The sequence below is a fragment of the Sphingomonas sp. NPDC092440 genome, assembly GCF_044754985.1.
GTDB lineage: Bacteria > Pseudomonadota > Alphaproteobacteria > Sphingomonadales > Sphingomonadaceae > Sphingomonas.
In genome coordinates this window covers 174,932-191,029 of sequence record NZ_JBIVQA010000003.1, presented here as the reverse complement: position 1 = coordinate 191,029, position 16,098 = coordinate 174,932, and the positions used below count along the sequence as shown (strand labels likewise).

Genomic DNA, 16,098 nt, shown 5'->3' with positions numbered 1-16,098 from the left:
ACGAATGTCGTTACGCGAAGGGCGACGTGCAAGGGGGCGGAAGGCTCCGGGAAGACACCCCGGAACCGGGCCCGGGAGGCGGCCGGGGCAGTCTCGCAAGCCGCCCTACCGCCCGCCCCCGAACAGCGCCTCCGCCTCGCTGCGGGTCGGCACGGCACGCAGCACGAAGCTGGAATTGATCGTCACCACGCCGGGCAGCCGTCCCAGATGCTCGCGGTGCAGCCGCTCATAATCGTCCAGGTCTCGCGCCAGGATCTTCAGGCGATAATCCTGCCCGCCCGAGACCAGCGCGCATTCCACCACGCCGTCGATCTGCGCCACCGCAGCCTCGAAGCGCGCGAGATCCTCCTCCACCTGGGTGCCCAGCGTGATGTCGACCAGCGCGGTGATCCGGAAGCCGAGCCGGCGGTGCCCGAGTCGCGCGCCATAGCCCTGGACATGGCCCGACGCCTCGAGCGCCTGGATCCGGCGCGTGCAGGCCGATTGCGACAGCCCCACCTGCGCGGCGATGGCGCTCACCGGTGCCCGCGCATCGGCGGCGAGCGACTTGAGGATAGCTGCATCAATCCTGTCCATGTTGCATGGATAGCCGATTTCCATGTTCATTGCAGCGATTCCATGCGCGCAGTGCCTATCCTTGTCATATCTTTGCAAGGATTCCCGGCACGCCATGCTATATTCTCCGCGCCAATCACATTCACGGAGAGGTTCCCATGCGCATTGGCGTTCCCAAGGAAATCAAGAATCACGAATATCGCGTCGGCCTGACCCCGGCTTCGGTCGCCGAGCTGGTCCATGCCGGCCATGAGGTGCTGGTCGAGACCAAGGCCGGCACCGGCATCGATTTCGACGACGAGGCCTATGTCAGGGTCGGGGCGAAGATCGCGCCGGATGCCGCCGCGGTGTTCGCCGGCTCGGACATGATCGTGAAGGTCAAGGAGCCGCAGCCCCAGGAGATCGCGCTGCTCGAGCCGCGCCACATCCTCTTCACCTATCTCCACCTGGCCGCCGACAAGCCCCAGGCCGAGGGCCTCATGGCCTCGGGCGCGACGTGCATCGCCTATGAGACGGTGACGTCGAACTCGGGTGCCCTGCCCCTGCTCAAGCCGATGTCGGAAGTCGCCGGCCGCATGTCGATCCAGGTCGCGTCGCACTATCTCGAGAAGGAGCAGGGCGGCCGCGGCGAGCTGCTCGGCGGCGTGCCGGGCGTGGCGCCGTGCAAGGTCGCGATCCTGGGCGGCGGCGTCTCGGGCATCAACGCCGCGCAGATGGCCACCGGCCAGCGCGCCGACGTGACCATCTACGACATCAACAACGAGCGCCTGGCCGAGCTCGACATGCATTTCGGCAGCCAGATCAAGACCGCCTATGCCAGCAAGGCCGCGATCGCCGAGGCGGTGAAGACCGCGCAGGTCGTGATCGGCGCGGTGCTGGTGCCGGGCGCCGCGGCGCCGAAGCTGGTGACGAAGGACATGCTCAAGACGATGATGCGCGGCTCGGTGCTGGTCGACATCGCGATCGACCAGGGCGGCTGCTTCGAGACCAGCCACGCCACCACCCACGACAACCCGGTCTACGAGGTGGACGGCGTGATCCACTATTGCGTCGCCAACATGCCGGGCGCAGTCGCCCGCACCTCGGCCTTCGCGCTCAACAACGCGACGCTGCCGTTCGTGCTCAAGCTGGCGAACCTCGGCGCCGAAGGCGCGATGCAGGCGGACCGGCACCTCGCCAACGGCCTCAACGTCTACAAGGGCAAGATCGCGTTCAAGGCGGTCGCCGACGATCTCGACCTGCCCTACCAGGCCTGGGCGGGCTGATCGCGCGTCGAACAGGATCGCGAGCCGGGAAACGACCGTCGTTTCCCGGCTCGTTTCATTCGGGCACGGTATCCCGGCCGGGATCGAACTGCTTCACGTAGAGAATGGTCGTGAAGCCGCTGTCCCATTCCTCGTCCGGATAGCGGGCCTGCTCGGCATAGCCGCGGCCGAGATAGAATGCCTGGCTGGCGACATTGAAGCTGTCGGTCTCGAGGCGCGCCGCGGCGAAGCCCTCCGCCGCCATGGCGCGCTCGGCGCAATCCATCAGCAGCGTGCCGACTCCGTGGCGCCGATAGTCCCCATGAACATGGAGACCTTCGACGAAATCGCCCTGCCAATGCACGAAGCCGGCGACGACACCCGCGATCTCCGCAACCCGGAATGCGGCGAGGCTGGCCTCGACATAGCGCGCGCCGCGATCCTCGGCGCGATAGCTCTCTGCGGCGGCCGGGGTCAGAACCGGCAGCCAGGTGCCCTCGAAACTATATTGGAATATCGCCTCGAGGCGGGCCGCATCCGCGGCATGCGCGCGGCGAATCCGGATGGGCTGGCTGGTGCTCATGCCGTCCAGCTAGCGCGGTCCGGAACCGGGATCGAGTCCATGCCCCAGGTTGAGGACTCCTATTCTTCTTTCGTCGCCCCGGCCTTGAGCCGGGGTCCCGCTGCCTTACGGACGGAAGAAGAAGCCGGATCCCGGCGCAAGGCCGGGGCGACGGCAGAAAATCAAATACTTGTTTGGATTTTCAACCTAGCGGGCCGGGCCGGGCATCGGCCGCCCCTCCCGCCGCGCCTGCTCCTGCAGGAACACCTCCAGCATGAGCAGCCGCGCCATCAGCGCCTGGCGATAGCTCGCCTTTTCGGGCGTGAGCGCCACCGCCTTCTCCCACCAGGGCTCGGCTTCGGCAAAACGGTTCGCGCGGACCAGCGCGAGCCCATAGAAAAAGGGCGGCCCCGGATGCTCGGGGGCCAGCGCGAACGCCTTGTCGAAGGCGAATTGCGCGGCCGGCGATATCTGGTTGCCGTCATATTCGGCGAGCGCCGAGCCGAAGCCGGTCCACAGCGCGACGTCCTCGGGCACCTGCCGCACCGCGCCCTGCCACACCTTCACCGCCCGCTCGCGATCGCCCTGGCGGAGCATGGCGTCGGCCAGATTGCCGTAGCTCCAGGCATAGGTGCCATATTTCCCGAACATCGCGTCGCGCAGGTCGATCAGGCCCTGGTCCACCTCGACTCGCTGCCCGCCCGGCGCGACCGGGTGGCCGGGAAGGCCGGGGCTGCCCTGCCAGGCATAGCCCGCTGCACCGAGCATGATCGCGGTAGCGGGGACGGTCCACAGCCGGCGCGGATAGCGCAGCAATGCGAGCGCCAGCACCGCGACGACGGCAACCGTGGCAAGCATCCCCCAGCCCATCACGCCGCTCCCTTGCGGAACAGGCGCCGCGCCAGCAACAGGCCGATGGCGAGCAGCAGCACCGGCGCGATCCAGAGCGGCGCGGTCACCCAGCTGAACGGCGGATCATAGGTGACGTAATCGCCATAGCGCTGGATCAGATACTCGCGGATCGCCGCCGGCCGCTCGCCACGGGCGATCCGCTCGCGCACCAGCGCGCGCATGTCCCCCGCCATCTCGGCATCGCTGTCGGCGATCGACTGGCCCTGGCAGACCAGGCAGCGTAGCGTCTCCATCAGCGCCCTGGCCCTGGCCTCCTGCGCCGCATCGGGCAGCTGGGAATAGGCCAGCGCCGCCGGCGGCCGGTTCGAGTCCGCCGCCGCGGGCCCCGCCAGGAGCAGGGCGAGGATGAGGGCGGCACGCTTCATTTCGCCGCCTCGAGCTTGCGCAATATCGCGGGAATGTCTTCCGCCCGGATGTCGCCGACGTGCTGGTCGACGATCTCGCCCCGGCCATTGATCAGGAACGTCTCGGGCACCCCCGACGAGCCGAGCGCGATCTGGGCCTTGCCGGTCGGATCGTCGCCGATCCGGGCATAGGGATCGCCGTTCCGCGCCAGAAAGGCCCGCACCGCGTCCGGCGTGTCGCGGATCGCGATCGCGTCGATCTCCACGCCCGCCTGCTTGAGCTTCAGCAGCTGCGGCGCCTCGGCGATGCAGGGAATGCACCAGCTGGCGAACACATTGAGCAGTCGCGGCTTGCCGGTCGCGAAGTCGGCGCTCGCGATGCCGGGCCGGTCGGAAAGCAGCGGCTTCATCGCGAGCGCAGGCAGCGGCTTGCCGACCATCGCCGAGCGGATCGTCCGGTCCGCCGGCTTGATCAGCCCGCCGGCAACCAGCCCGAAGATCAGGGCGAACAGCGCCAGCGGCGCCCAGATCAGCAGCCGCCTCATGCGCCATCCTCCGCATCGCGCCGTTCCCGCCGCACCCGGCCGATCAGCGAGAGCAGCCCGCCCAGCGCGATCATCGCGCCGCCCGCCCAGATCAGCGTGACGAAGGGCTTCCACCATGCCCGGATCTGCCAGCGCCCCTCGCCGTCGCCCTGGCCGATCACGGTATAGAGCTGGCCGTCCAGCTCGGTCGCGATCGCGGCTTCGTTGGTGTTGGTCGGCGGGTTGGCGAAGAAGCGCTGCTGCGGGAACAGGTCGAACGGCACGCCCCCGGCGCGCCTCGCCTTGAGATGCGCCTCGAGCGCGGACCAGTTGGGCCCCACCGCCGGCCGCACCTCGAGCAGCTCCACGCGATACGGGCCGACCGTGACGTTCTGCCCCACCGAGATCGCCGCCAGCCGCTCGACCTTGAAGGTGCTGTCCGCCGCCATGCCCGCGATGCTCACCGCGATGCCGAGATGCGCGACGACCATGCCGTAGATGTGCAGCGGCGTGCGGCGCAGGTTGCGGCGGATGAGCGGGATGACGCTGGCGACGGCGAGCCCGGCGGCCAGGCCGAGCACCAGCGCCGGCAGCCACTGCGCCCCGCCCAGCGCGAAGACCAGTGCGAAGGCGATGCCCGCCACGCCGACGGGCATGAGCAGCTTGCCGAACAGCGCGTTCCACTGGTCGCGGCGCCATTTGAGCAGCGGCCCCGCCGCCGTGGCGGCGACGAGCGCGAGCGCGACGGGAACCGCCGCCTTCTCGAAGAAGGGCGCGCCGATCGAGAGCTGGACGCCGGCGGCCTGAGCGACGAGCGGATAGAGCGTGCCGATGAAGACGACGCCGAGGATCACCGAGAGCAGCAGGTTGTTGAGCACCAGCGCGCCCTCGCGGCTGACCAGCTCGAAGGTGGTGCCCTGCTTCACCGTGCCGATCCGCGCGCCGAACAGTGCCAGCGCCCCGCCGATATAGAGGCCGAGCAGGGCGAGGATGAAGCCGCCCCGGGTAGGATCGACGGCAAAGGCATGGACGCTGATCAGGATGCCCGAGCGGACCAGGAAGGTGCCGATCATCGACATCGAGAACGCGACCACCGCGAGCATCACCGTCCAGGCGCGCAGCCCGTCGCGCGTGGCGAGCACGCTCACCGAATGGAGCAGCGCCGTCGCCGCCAGCCAGGGCATCAGCGAAGCATTCTCCACCGGATCCCAGAACCACCAGCCGCCCCAGCCGAGCTCGTAATAGGCCCAATAGCTGCCGGCGGTGATGCCGATGGTGAGGAATATCCAGGCCGCCAGCACCCAGGGCCGCATCGCCCGGGCAAAGGCGGGGCCGACGTCGCGCATCAACAGGGCGCCCACCGCGAAGCTGAACGCCACCGACAGGCCGACATAGCCGAGATAGAGCGTCGGCGGGTGGAAGGCGAGCCCGGGATCCTGCAGCAGCGGGTTGAGCCCGCGCCCGTCGAGCGGCGGCGGGCTCACCCGGACGAACGGGTTGGAGGCGAAGGCGAGAAAGGCGTAGAAGCCGATCGCGATCGCCGCCTGGGCACCCAGCGTCGCGGCGAGCGTGCCCTGGGGCAGCCGCTTCTCGAACAGCGCCACGCCCGCCCCCGATATCGCCAGCACGGTGACCCACAGCAGCATCGAGCCTTCGTGATTCCCCCAGGCCCCGGCGATCTTGTAGATCAGCGGCTTCATCGAATGGCTGTTCTCGACGACCAGCAGCACCGACATGTCCGACCGGACGAACAGCACGACCAGCAGCACGAAGGCGGCAAGCGCCAGCAGCCCCTGGACGATCGCGACGCGGCGGAGCGCCGTCATCACCATCGGCGCGCCGGCGCTCGCCTGGCCGGCGCCCTTGGCCGCGCCCCAGGCGAGCAGCACCTGCACGAGCGCGAAGCCCGTCGCGAGCCATAGCGCGGCGAGACCGGCTTCGGCGATCACTGCCCATCCCTCATTTGGCTAGCGTCTTCGTCTCGTGCATGTTGCCGGCGGCCTGGGGCGGCATGTAGCGCTCGTCATGCTTGGCCAGGATATTGTCCGCGACGAAGCTGCCGTCGGGCTGGAACCGCCCCTCCGCCACCACGCCCGATCCTTCCTTGAACAGATCGGGCGTCACGCCCTTGAACGCGACCGGGACCGCCGCCTGGCCGTCGGTCACCATGAAACGGATCGAAACGCCGTCGGCCGCGCGCCGGATCGAGCCCTTCTCGACCATGCCGCCCAGGCGGACGTGCCGGTCGAGCGGCAGCGGCTTGCCCTTCACGTCGCCCGGCGCATAGAAGAACGCCGCCTGGTCGCGAAGCGCCGACATGGCGAGCGCCGACGCGCCGAGGATCGCGCCCAGCGCGAGCAGCACGAGGACAAGCCGTTGATGCTTGGGCTTCATTCGCGGCCGCCCCGCAACGCCGCGGCCGCGGCTTCGGCGCGGCGCATCGCCGCATAGCTGAACGCCGCCAGCCCGCCGGTGCCGAGCAGGACCACCAGATAGGCAGCAGTGATGAACGGCCAATGGTTCATGCCGCCGCCATCCGCCGCAACCGCGCCTCGACCTTCTGCGTCGCCAGGATCGCGCGCATCCGCATCAGCACCACCCCGGCAAAGACCAGCGTGAAGCCGCCCAGGGTGAAGAAGAGCGGCCAGAGCAGCGACGGATGGATCTTCCCCGCCAGCACGCTTTCGCCCTGGTGGAGCGTGTTCCACCAGACCACCGAATAATGGACGATCGGCAGCAGCGCGCTGCCGGCCACGCCGAACAGCGCCGGCACGCGTCCGTCGCCCGCCCGCTCGGCGTCGGCGCGGTCCAGCGCGATCCAGGCGATATAGACGAAGAAGAGCAGCAACATGCTAGTCAGCCGCCCGTCCCACTCCCACCAGGTGCCCCAGGTCGGGCGCCCCCAGATCGAGCCGGTGAGCAGGCAGAGCGCCGCGAAGGTCGCGCCCGCCGGGGCGATCGCCCGCGCCGCGACGCTGGCCAGCGGATGTCGCCAGACGAGATAGCTCAGGCACGCGATCGCCAGCCCGCTCCATCCGCCCATGCCCAGCCAGGCGCTGGGCACATGGATGTAGAGGATGCGCGCGCTTTCCCTCTGCACCGCATCGGGCGGCGTGAGCGCCAGCCCCGCCCAGCAGCCGAACGCCACCAGCGCCGCGCCGAGCCAGAAGAGGATCGGCGTCAGCGGCCGCGCAATCTTGAGGAAGCGCGCGGGATTGGCGAAGGCATGCAAGACGGGCACGCGCGATGACTAGCGAGGTTCCGGGCGGGAATCCATGGCCTCCCGACATCCAACGACAGGCGCCCGGCCGCGGAGCGAAACGTCGCGAACGTCGCCCATGGGGAGAGATGAGTTCCCCATCAATTTTCCCTGATTTCCCGCGAACCGCGCGCATCGCGCAACTTCCTTGCGCGCGCGTGATCCTATTTCCCCAACCGGTCAAAGAGCGGCCGGAGCGATCCGGCCGGGTGAGGGAAACAGACGAAATCCTACATTGCAAGCAGGATGCCCCGATATCGTCACCCGAACCCGCCTTGCCCGCTCAGAGATGATCGGCCGAAAGCGCGCCGGACAGAGCCGCATCGGCAATCTGGCACAACGGCCCCGTCAGGACGCCATGCGGAACGGGGGCATAATCGCTCGCAGCCGCCCTGCCGAAGGTAATCGCATGAAAATGATGCACCGATCCCTGGCTATGCTCATAAGTCACCACCCAGGAATATCTGCCCTCCACGGCGCCGACGAACCGTCGCGTCGGCAAGCCGGCCTGCTCGATCACATCGCCCCTCTGGAATTTTGCGCCGGCAGGAGCAAGATCGGGCACCATCCGCTTCACTTGCCCCTGGATCGATTGCGGCAGCCCACCCATTGCCGCGACGATCGCCGACGATCGCAGGGAGGAGCAGGCCGACAGCGGGGAGGACGAACCCGAATTGCCGGGCAGAGCGATGGCAAGGGCGCCGAGCACAAAGACGATCATATCCCATTCCTCACACAGAAAAGGCTAGGTCCCGCAGGTTGGCCGCACGGTACCCAGATCGAAGGTCGTGCTGTCGGTATTGGCGACCAGATAGGCACTCCCCTCCTCGGAAGTCGCGCCGCGATTGGCGCCATAGCGCGTACCGGTATTGGCGTTCAATTCGCGAGCCAGATCGATGCGGAATTTCACACCATGAAGTTAAAATCACTATTGATTTCAATTACCTACATGGAAAAGTAAAGTCACTCTGTGACGCCATCATGAACCGAACATGGGTTCCGCCATTTTGGGTATAATTCCTGGCGAACCATCAGGTACGTCGCGCGGGCCCCGATCATTGACTCACTACAGGATGGGTAACGGCTGTCGGGCAAGCACTTGCGGCCGGATCGGCGCCGCTGCCGAATGGCCCGGAAGCCTATCCCGCTTGCGCAATATCCTCCGCCCAGATCCCCGCCTGCGCGGGAAGACCGGAGGAGGAGCAGCGGGAATCACGGTTGATGCAATATGAGTCCCCAACCTAGGTTGAGAACCCAAACAAGTATCTGATTTTCCACCGTCATCCCGGCCTTGAGCCGGGATCCCGCTTCTTCTTCCGTCAGCAAGGCAGCGGGACCCCGGCTCAAGGCCGGGGTGACGAAGGAGGAATATGAGTCCTCAACCTAATGCACCGCCCCCAGATGCCCGAGCTTGTCCGGATTGCGCATCACATAGATGCCGACGATCCGCCCCTCCTCGATCGCCAGCGCGGTGGTCTGCAGCACCCCGCCCGGCTCGATCGTGACGAAGCCCGGCAGGCCGTTGATCATGCCGTAGCGCACCACGCGCGACATCTCCTTGGCGAAGAAGCGCGCGAGCGAGCTGTGGAGCTTGATCATGTCCTCGATGCCATGGATCGGCTTCAGGCCCGCGGGCACCTTGCCGCCGCCGTCCGACCAGAGCGAGACATCGGCCGCCAGCAGGCCGCGCAGCGCCCCCATGTCGCCGCTGCGCGACGCGGCGAAGAAGGCGGCGGCGATCTCCAGCCCCTTCTCCTTCGGCAGGTCGTAGCGCGGCCGGGCGGCGCGGACATGGGTGCGCGCCCGGCTGGCGAGCTGGCGCGCGGCGGCGGGATCGCGGCCGATCGTCTCGCCCACTTCGTCGAAGCTCACGCCGAACACGTCGTGGAGCAGGAAGGCCGCACGCTCCAGCGGCGAGAGGCGCTCGAGCGCCATCAAGAGCGGCAAGGTGACGTCCTCCACTTCCTCAGCGCCCTCGACCACGGGCTCGGGCAGCCAGGGCCCGACATAGGTCTCGCGCCGGGCCCGCGCCGACTTGAGCTGATCGAGGCACAGGCGCGTCACCACCCGGCGCAGGAACGCCTCGGGCTCGCATATCCGGTCGCGATCGGTGGCGAGCCAGCGCAGGAACGCGTCCTGCACCACGTCTTCCGCATCCGCGACCGAACCGAGCATGCGATAGGCGATGCGCGCCAGCCGCGGACGCAGCGGATCGAAGCTCGCCGCCGCGTCCGCGCCGCTCACGCCGCCGCCACCGCAGGCTTGCCCTCGTAGAAGAGGTTGAAGGCCACGGCGAGGCGGTTCCAGCCGTTGATCGTGTTGATCATCAGGGTCAATTGCACCTGCTCCTCCGCGTTGAATTCGAAGGCGAGCTCCCGATAGAGATCCTCGGGCGCCCGCGCAGTGGATACCAGCGTGAGCGCATCGGTCCATGCCAATGCGGCGCGCTCGCGCGGGGTGTAGCACGGCGCCTCGTGCCAGGCGCTGAGCAGATAGATGCGCTGCTCGGTCTCGCCGGCCTTGCGCGCATCCGCGGTGTGCATGTTGAGGCAGTTGGCGCAGCCGTTGATCTGCGAAGCCCGGATCTTCACCAGCTCGAGCAGGCTGTGCTCGAGCTTGGGCGCGATCTTGAGCGACATCTCGTACCACGCCTTCATCTCGGCGGGGGCGGCGGCGAACAGGTCGAGTCGGGCAGTCATCATGCATCTCCTTGGTTGGACGCATGCATGACGAGATGGCCGCGCCGGATGTGACATGCGGCGCGAAATTATTTCGAGCCGGATGCGGGCCGCCCGCGCGCCGCTGGCGGACGGGCGGCCCATGGACCCGCTCAGGGCGTCGTCCAGGCCTGGCCCTTGTAGAGCCGGGTCGCGCTGTTGGTGTTGGTCAGATCGATCTCGACGGCCCGCGAGCGCGCCGTGCTGAACATCGTAGAAGTGCTGATATCCTGCTGGAACCAGACAAGCACCGTGTCGATGGGCGTCAGCTGCGCCTCGCCCGTGACGATCGCCCTGGGCGCGACATAGAGCGGCGTCACCTGGCGCACCCCGTTGAGCACCGATATCTGGCTGAGCGCGGGGTGGATCGCGTCATAGTCGTTGTTCAGGGTGATGCTCGTCGGCGGCCCGCCGGTGCTGGCCGGCCCCAGGATGCCATTCTCGTCCAGCGTGCACTGTTCCCCGAGACCGACGGTCTGCTGGTTGGTCTGGGCGGTCACGGTGACATTGTCGGCGAAGATGTTGGTGCCGAACAATGAATATTGCGGGGTCCAGGAAAAGCTCGTCTGGGCGAGATAGCGCGTGAGCGACTGCCAGACGACGTTGTAGCTGCCCTCGCCCGAACCCGAAGCCACCTTCTTCGCGAAGCAAAGCGCGTAGTCGTTGGTCTTCAGGAAAGCGAGGTCGTCGAGATCGATCATGATCGAGACGTTCTTGGAAACGCTTTCCAGCGCCGCATAGAAGCCGGCCAGGTTCTGCAGGGCAATTTCACGCTCCTGCATCAGCAGCGCATTCCCGGCGCTTACCGTGAAGGTCGCCACCTTGCCGTGCACCCCGGAGCAGTCGCAGAGCGTGCCGGTGGGCGATTGCCCCTTGCGCACGTCGTAGGTGTTACCCCTGGATACGCTGCCGTTCGTGATCGTAATATCGAATGGATCATTCTTATCCACTTCGCCGTCCCCGTCGGCGACTTTCGACCAGATCTTTCCGATCTTCTTGTAGATATGTAGCTTGGCCATAGTCATTCTCCTATATTTATCGAGAAACAACGCACGGCGACCGATATATTATTGAGAGCGAGCAATATCCCTGGAGGAATACATGAACACTCCGAGGATATATTTGCATTCCCCGGAAACACTGTCCCATGGCGGGCGTCCCAGAAACTTGTCGATGCGTTCCAGGAGAAGGACGCGCATCACGCAAGCGTCAGTTCGCGAAGCCATTGGTCGAGCAGGTTCCCGCCGCCCGCCGATGGCATCAGCCAATGCGCCTCCCCCCTGCGCGCCGCCGCTCGCGCGGCGCGCGGCGACAGCCCGAAGCTTTCGCGGAAGATGCGACTGAAATGCGCCTCGTCGGTAAAGCCCAGCGAATAGGCAATGTCGCTGATCCGGCGCGGGGAGGCTTCGCGCCGGCTGACCAGCTCGAGCGCGCGACGAAGGCGCCGCCCCCGGATGTAACGATGGACGCCGCCCTGGCGCTCGAACAGCCGGTAGAGCTGGCTGCGCGATAGATGGAACGCCTCGGCCAGGGTTGCGGGGCTCAGGCGCGGATCGTGGAGATTGGCCTCGATATGATTGCGGGCCTGCCGCCCGACAATGCCGCCAAGCGCGCCGCTGGCGGAGGCGGCGGACATGCGCGCGCCTCCTGCGGCCAGGCAGGCGGCGGCGAGGTGCGCGGCCGCCTCGGCATGTCCAAGCACATCCCCGATGCGCATGGCGGAAGCATGGCGCGCCAAGGCGAGCAGATGCCGCCCGAGCAAGGCGCCGGCCGGCGTATCCCTGCGGAGATAACGGCCGTGCAACCCCTCGGCATCCTCGATCAGCGGCGCCAGACGCGCACGTGGCAGGATCAGGCTGATCCCGCGCCCCGCCCCCACCGAGACATCGAACGGCGTCGCCAGATCGGCGATCGCGATATCGAGACGGCGCAATCGATATGCCACTTCGGACGCAATGAACGTCGCCCCGCCCGACTTCGGCATATACAAAATATAATGATCCAGATCATCCGTCTGGATCTTTATAGATGACCTGACATATCGCGCACGACCGCTGTCAGTCACTATAAGTAAAGCACCTATAAGATTGTAAACCATTGCCTGAGCACGGAATTTACATTCCAGAGCGCATGGTATCCTTTTTACATCCAGCAATGGGTGAACGAAGTTTTTCCATGAGTCCTCGGCACCATGGATCATGGTCGCCGACATATAATCGGCATGACTGAATGTTCTTGCACAATCTTGAGATATTTCGGGGCATGAATCTGTAGAATTCATCCGATCCCCGGCAACATCAATCAGGCAATTTACTATTATCCATAAAATAACATGCAAGACATTATGCAAGCATCCAATCTGATCCAATATTTCACCGGGGTCCGCATCGATCCATGAATCCCTCAACCGATCGCGCGGGCCATTCGGGAAGCGCCACACGACCACCTCCCGCGCGGATCGCGGAAGGGCCAGGCGCTCGCGCGGTTCGGAAATGCAGTGGGAGGCGCGTGGGTACGCGCCTTCGAAACGGGTATCCGGCAAGGCCCCGCGCCGGCGTGGCGGACGGGCGAATCTCGCGCGCGATCCCCCGGGGCCGGCCCCCGGCTTTCGCCGGGGAACCGGTAATCCCTAGCCCTTGCTCGGCCGGCTCAGCCCCGGCCGATCAGCCGCTGGGCGATGCGATCGGCGACTTCGCTCTGCGGATCGCCGGTGCGGGCGCTCTCGTCCCACACTTCGATCAGGCGCTCGGGGATCTTCTCCACGCGCGCCATCACTTCGGCCATGTTGCCCTGCCCCAGATATTCCAGGCCGACATTGATGATCCCGCCCGCGTTGATCACATAATCGGGAGCATAGAGGATCCCGCGATCATGGAGCCGCTGGCCGTCCACCCGGGTGGCGAGCTGGTTGTTCGCGCCGCCGGCCACCACATTGGTCCTGAGCGCCGCGATCGTCTGCTCGGTGAAGATCGCGCCCAGCGCATTGGGGCTGAGAATGTCGGTCTCGATGCCGAGGATGTCCGCCGCATCGATCGCTTCGCCGCCAAGCTCCGCCGCCAGCGCCTTGGCGCGTTCCGCATTGACGTCGGCCAGGGTCAGCTTCGCGCCGTCCCTGGCGAGCAGCCGGGCAACGCCGCCACCCACCGAGCCGACGCCCTGGATCGCCACGCGCACGCCGGCCATCGAATCGGCGCCCAGGCCACGCTTCGCCGCCGCCTTCACGCCCAGATAGACGCCGCGCGCGGTGATCGGGCCAGGATCGCCACCCGCCCCGCCCTCGGCCACCGGCAGGCCGGAGACGTGGCGCGTCTGGGTCGCGACCACCTTCATCCGCGCTTCGGACATGCCGACATCCTCGGCGGTGACGTAGCGGCCACCCAGCGATTCGACCGCGCGGCCGAACGCCTCCAGCTGCGCGGTAGTGACAGTCGCGCCCGGCTCGCTCGCCAGGATCACGCCCTTGCCGCCGCCGAGCGGCAGATTGGCCATCGCATTCTTGTAGCTCATGCCGCGCGACAGGCGCAGCGCGTCGGTGATCGCGGCGCGGGTGTCGGCATAGTGCCAGAAACGCACCCCGCCGGCCGCCGGGCCGAGCTTGGTCGAATGGACTGCGATGATTGCGCTCAGCCCCGACTCGCGGTCGCTGAACAGATGGACGCCCTCATGGTCGTCGAAATCGGGGAAGCCCCAGTCGGTGATCACGCGCTACATTCCTGCGGAAGGTGCCGCACGTCTATGTGCCGCGCGCGGTCACTAGGGGAAGAAATGGGGCGGATGACGGGACTTGAACCCGCGACCCTCGGTACCACAAACCGATGCTCTAACCAACTGAGCTACAACCGCCGTGAAGAAGGCGCGCTTAGCCGGGGCCGATGCGAAGCGCAAGATAATTGCGGGCAATTATCCGCGTGAAATTCGCACGGCCTCTTCCGGCGTAGTCAGCCCCTCGCGCGCCAGCGCCCGCGCGGCCGATCCCAGATTGGGCGCACGGAGGAAGGCGTGGCGGGCGAGAATGGCCTCGTCGCCGCCGTCGTTGATCAGCCGGCGGATCGCCCCGTCCGCGACGATCGCCTCGAACACGCCGGTCTCGCCCGCGAAACCCGTGCCGTTGCAGCTCTCGCACCCCGTCGGCGCGAAGACGATCGCTCCCGAATCGAAGCCGAGCAGCGCCGAGATCGACCCCTGGGCCTGAACCGGACGGCGGCACTCTGCGCAGAGCCGCTGGACAAGGCGCTGGGCGAGCACCGCGGCAATGGTGGACGCCAGGCGGAAGGGCTCGACTCGCCAGTCGCGCATCCGGCGAATCGCCGAGACGGCATCGGGCGCATCGAGCGCGGCGAGGACGAGATGCCCGCTCTCCGCCGCTTCCGCCGCGGCCGCGGCCGCTTCTCGCCCATCGAGGCCGTCGAGCGCGATCACGTCCGGATCCTGCTCCAGCGCGGCGCGGACCGCGGCCGCGCCCACGCATCCCTCGATGCGCGTCGCGCCCTCGACGGGCAAGGTGCCGATCGTCGCGATGTGGCGCGTCGAGCCCGCGAAATGCCGGAGCAGCGTCGCTATCGTGGTGCTGCGGCCCGATCCCGCCGGACCGGCGACGAGCATCAGCCCACCCCCGCGCAGCGCCGGCAGCAGCGCGTCGACGAGCGCGCGGCTCATCCCGATCGCCTCGAGCGCCTGCTCGCGCCGCTCGCCGCCGTCCAGGCGCAGCACGATGCGCTCCGTCTCTCCCTGCGCGAGCACCGATGCCCCGGGGAGGCCACGGCAATCGGCGGCGAACACGGGATCGGCGTGATGATGGCGCGGCTCCGTGAGCTGGCCCGCGATGCGCATCCGCACCACGGCGCCGGCAGGGCCGATCTCGACATGGATATGCGAGGCACGGCGGCGCAGCCCCTCGGCGATCAGCGCCTCCACCGGAGACTCGCCGCCGGAGCCCGGAAAGTGCGGCGGCTGGGGCGTGTCCGCCACCGGCGCCGGCGCTTTGGTTTCCATCTCCATAGGGCCCCCTTTGCGGAGCATCATGCGCTAGGCATATCCTGTGACGCGATGCTTGCGTTTTTATGACTATTTTGCGTCACACCCGCACTCCGGCACAAGGCCCGCACTGCGGCACGAGGCCGGCGCCACGAGCCGGATGATATGGCAGGATACTGGCGTCGCGGCATGGCTTTTGGCAGAAAGCCGCGATGCAGGATCTCGCCTCCCCTCTCCGCAACCTCGGCTCCGGCCATCCGTCCGAACCGGTCGTCGACCATATGATGCACTGGCCGGGGGTGCAGCGCGTGCCCCATCCCAAGATCGCGATGTTCATCGTCAAGAATTTCCTCGAGCCGGAGCTCTGCCAGCTCCTCAGGATCAAGATCGATGCGGAGCGGCGCCCCTCGACCATTGCCGACGCCAATGACGACTATGCCTTCCGCACCAGCGAGACCTGCGATTTCAATACGAACGACCCGGTGGTGATGGAGCTCAAGCGGCGGATGACGGCGTTCACCGGGCTCGACCCCACCCATGGCGAGCCGATGCAGGGCCAGCGCTACGATATCGGCCAGGAGTTCAAGGCGCACACCGATTATTTCGAGCCGCAGGGCCACGATTTCGAGAAATACTGCGCGGTCTCGGGCCAGCGGACCTGGACGGTGATGCTCTATCTCAACGAGGTCGAGGCGGGCGGCGCGACGCGGTTCAAGGCCGTCGACAAGATCATCCAGCCCGAAACCGGCAAGGTGGTCGCCTGGAACAATCTGCGCCCGGACGGCTCCCCCAATCCCTCCACCATCCATCACGCGATGAAGGTGCGGGCAGGACTGAAATATGTCGTCACCCAATGGTATCGCGAGCGCCCCTGGGGCTGGTGAACCGCACGGGCTGCGCGGGAAGCGGAACGCGGGAAGCGGAACGCGGGAAGCGGAACGCGGGAAGCGGAACGCGGGAAGCGGAACGCGGGAAGCGGAACGCGGGAAGCGGAACGCGGGAAGCGG

General features: G+C 67.1%; 19 protein-coding genes and 1 tRNA gene. 2 read left to right on the top strand and 18 right to left on the bottom strand.

Going from position 1 to position 16,098, the window contains the following annotated elements; translation table 11 throughout:
• Positions 1–105: 105 nt before the first annotated feature.
• The gene (locus ACIQCS_RS06245; RefSeq protein WP_401530337.1) at positions 106–606 is read right to left on the bottom strand and encodes an Lrp/AsnC family transcriptional regulator; all 501 of its coding nucleotides are present in this window, start codon (positions 604–606) and stop codon (positions 106–108) included.
• A 107-nt stretch (positions 607–713) separates the two neighbouring features.
• Here ACIQCS_RS06245 and ald point away from each other — a divergent pair, with 107 nt between their 5' ends.
• On the top strand, positions 714–1,820 hold the full coding sequence (gene ald, locus ACIQCS_RS06240) for an alanine dehydrogenase (protein ID WP_345851161.1): 1,107 nt from the start codon (positions 714–716) through the stop codon (positions 1,818–1,820).
• A gap of 55 nt (positions 1,821–1,875) precedes the next feature.
• On the opposite strand, the gene ACIQCS_RS06235 is transcribed toward ald, so the two are convergent.
• The 17 genes from ACIQCS_RS06235 to ACIQCS_RS06155 form a co-directional block, all read right to left on the bottom strand.
• Positions 1,876–2,382 (bottom strand): GNAT family N-acetyltransferase, encoded by a 507-nt coding sequence (locus ACIQCS_RS06235; protein ID WP_345851159.1) that lies wholly within the window; start codon positions 2,380–2,382, stop codon positions 1,876–1,878.
• Positions 2,383–2,568: 186 nt separating this feature from the next.
• Positions 2,569–3,231: a tetratricopeptide repeat protein gene (locus ACIQCS_RS06230; RefSeq protein ID WP_345851157.1), complete on the bottom strand. Its 663-nt coding sequence runs from the start codon at positions 3,229–3,231 to the stop codon at positions 2,569–2,571.
• Positions 3,231–3,638, bottom strand: coding sequence for a cytochrome c-type biogenesis protein (locus tag ACIQCS_RS06225; protein WP_345851156.1), 408 nt, complete (start codon positions 3,636–3,638; stop codon positions 3,231–3,233). Before ACIQCS_RS06225 ends, ACIQCS_RS06230 begins: the two co-directional genes overlap by 1 nt.
• Positions 3,635–4,162: a DsbE family thiol:disulfide interchange protein gene (locus ACIQCS_RS06220; RefSeq protein ID WP_345851155.1), complete on the bottom strand. Its 528-nt coding sequence runs from the start codon at positions 4,160–4,162 to the stop codon at positions 3,635–3,637. The genes ACIQCS_RS06225 and ACIQCS_RS06220 overlap by 4 nt, the downstream gene beginning before the upstream one ends.
• Entirely contained in the window at positions 4,159–6,090 is a 1,932-nt protein-coding gene (locus ACIQCS_RS06215) for a heme lyase CcmF/NrfE family subunit (protein ID WP_345851154.1), read from the bottom strand. Before ACIQCS_RS06215 ends, ACIQCS_RS06220 begins: the two co-directional genes overlap by 4 nt.
• A 10-nt stretch (positions 6,091–6,100) precedes the next feature.
• Positions 6,101–6,535 (bottom strand): cytochrome c maturation protein CcmE, encoded by a 435-nt coding sequence (ccmE, locus tag ACIQCS_RS06210; protein WP_345851153.1) that lies wholly within the window; start codon positions 6,533–6,535, stop codon positions 6,101–6,103.
• Positions 6,532–6,666 carry a hypothetical protein gene (locus ACIQCS_RS06205; RefSeq protein WP_280278518.1) on the bottom strand — a complete coding sequence of 45 codons (135 nt, stop codon included), beginning with the start codon at positions 6,664–6,666 and terminating at the stop codon, positions 6,532–6,534. Before ACIQCS_RS06205 ends, ccmE begins: the two co-directional genes overlap by 4 nt.
• Positions 6,663–7,382, bottom strand: coding sequence for a heme ABC transporter permease CcmC (gene ccmC, locus ACIQCS_RS06200; RefSeq protein ID WP_345851152.1), 720 nt, complete (start codon positions 7,380–7,382; stop codon positions 6,663–6,665). The genes ACIQCS_RS06205 and ccmC overlap by 4 nt, the downstream gene beginning before the upstream one ends.
• A gap of 301 nt (positions 7,383–7,683) precedes the next feature.
• Positions 7,684–8,121 (bottom strand): hypothetical protein, encoded by a 438-nt coding sequence (locus ACIQCS_RS06195; protein WP_345851151.1) that lies wholly within the window; start codon positions 8,119–8,121, stop codon positions 7,684–7,686.
• Between the two features lie 24 nt (positions 8,122–8,145).
• On the bottom strand, positions 8,146–8,280 hold the full coding sequence (locus ACIQCS_RS06190) for a hypothetical protein (protein WP_401530330.1): 135 nt from the start codon (positions 8,278–8,280) through the stop codon (positions 8,146–8,148).
• Between the two features lie 503 nt (positions 8,281–8,783).
• Complete coding sequence (locus ACIQCS_RS06185) at positions 8,784–9,644, bottom strand: sigma-70 family RNA polymerase sigma factor (protein WP_345851149.1); 861 nt, start codon at positions 9,642–9,644, stop codon at positions 8,784–8,786.
• Positions 9,641–10,099: a carboxymuconolactone decarboxylase family protein gene (locus ACIQCS_RS06180; protein ID WP_345851147.1), complete on the bottom strand. Its 459-nt coding sequence runs from the start codon at positions 10,097–10,099 to the stop codon at positions 9,641–9,643. Before ACIQCS_RS06180 ends, ACIQCS_RS06185 begins: the two co-directional genes overlap by 4 nt.
• A 131-nt stretch (positions 10,100–10,230) precedes the next feature.
• Positions 10,231–11,136 carry a hypothetical protein gene (locus tag ACIQCS_RS06175; RefSeq protein WP_345851146.1) on the bottom strand — a complete coding sequence of 302 codons (906 nt, stop codon included), beginning with the start codon at positions 11,134–11,136 and terminating at the stop codon, positions 10,231–10,233.
• 179 nt (positions 11,137–11,315) lie between these two features.
• Entirely contained in the window at positions 11,316–12,659 is a 1,344-nt protein-coding gene (locus tag ACIQCS_RS06170) for a helix-turn-helix domain-containing protein (protein WP_401530326.1), read from the bottom strand.
• 107 nt (positions 12,660–12,766) lie between these two features.
• Complete coding sequence (locus tag ACIQCS_RS06165; protein ID WP_345851143.1) at positions 12,767–13,819, bottom strand: Glu/Leu/Phe/Val dehydrogenase dimerization domain-containing protein; 1,053 nt, start codon at positions 13,817–13,819, stop codon at positions 12,767–12,769.
• Positions 13,820–13,883: 64 nt separating this feature from the next.
• Positions 13,884–13,960 (bottom strand) — tRNA-His (locus tag ACIQCS_RS06160).
• Positions 13,961–14,017: 57 nt separating this feature from the next.
• Entirely contained in the window at positions 14,018–15,109 is a 1,092-nt protein-coding gene (locus tag ACIQCS_RS06155; RefSeq protein ID WP_345851142.1) for an ATPase, T2SS/T4P/T4SS family, read from the bottom strand.
• Between the two features lie 194 nt (positions 15,110–15,303).
• Here ACIQCS_RS06155 and ACIQCS_RS06150 point away from each other — a divergent pair, with 194 nt between their 5' ends.
• Positions 15,304–15,975, top strand: a complete 672-nt coding sequence (locus ACIQCS_RS06150; protein WP_345851141.1) for a 2OG-Fe(II) oxygenase — start codon at positions 15,304–15,306, stop codon at positions 15,973–15,975.
• The last annotated feature ends 123 nt before the right edge of the window (positions 15,976–16,098 follow it).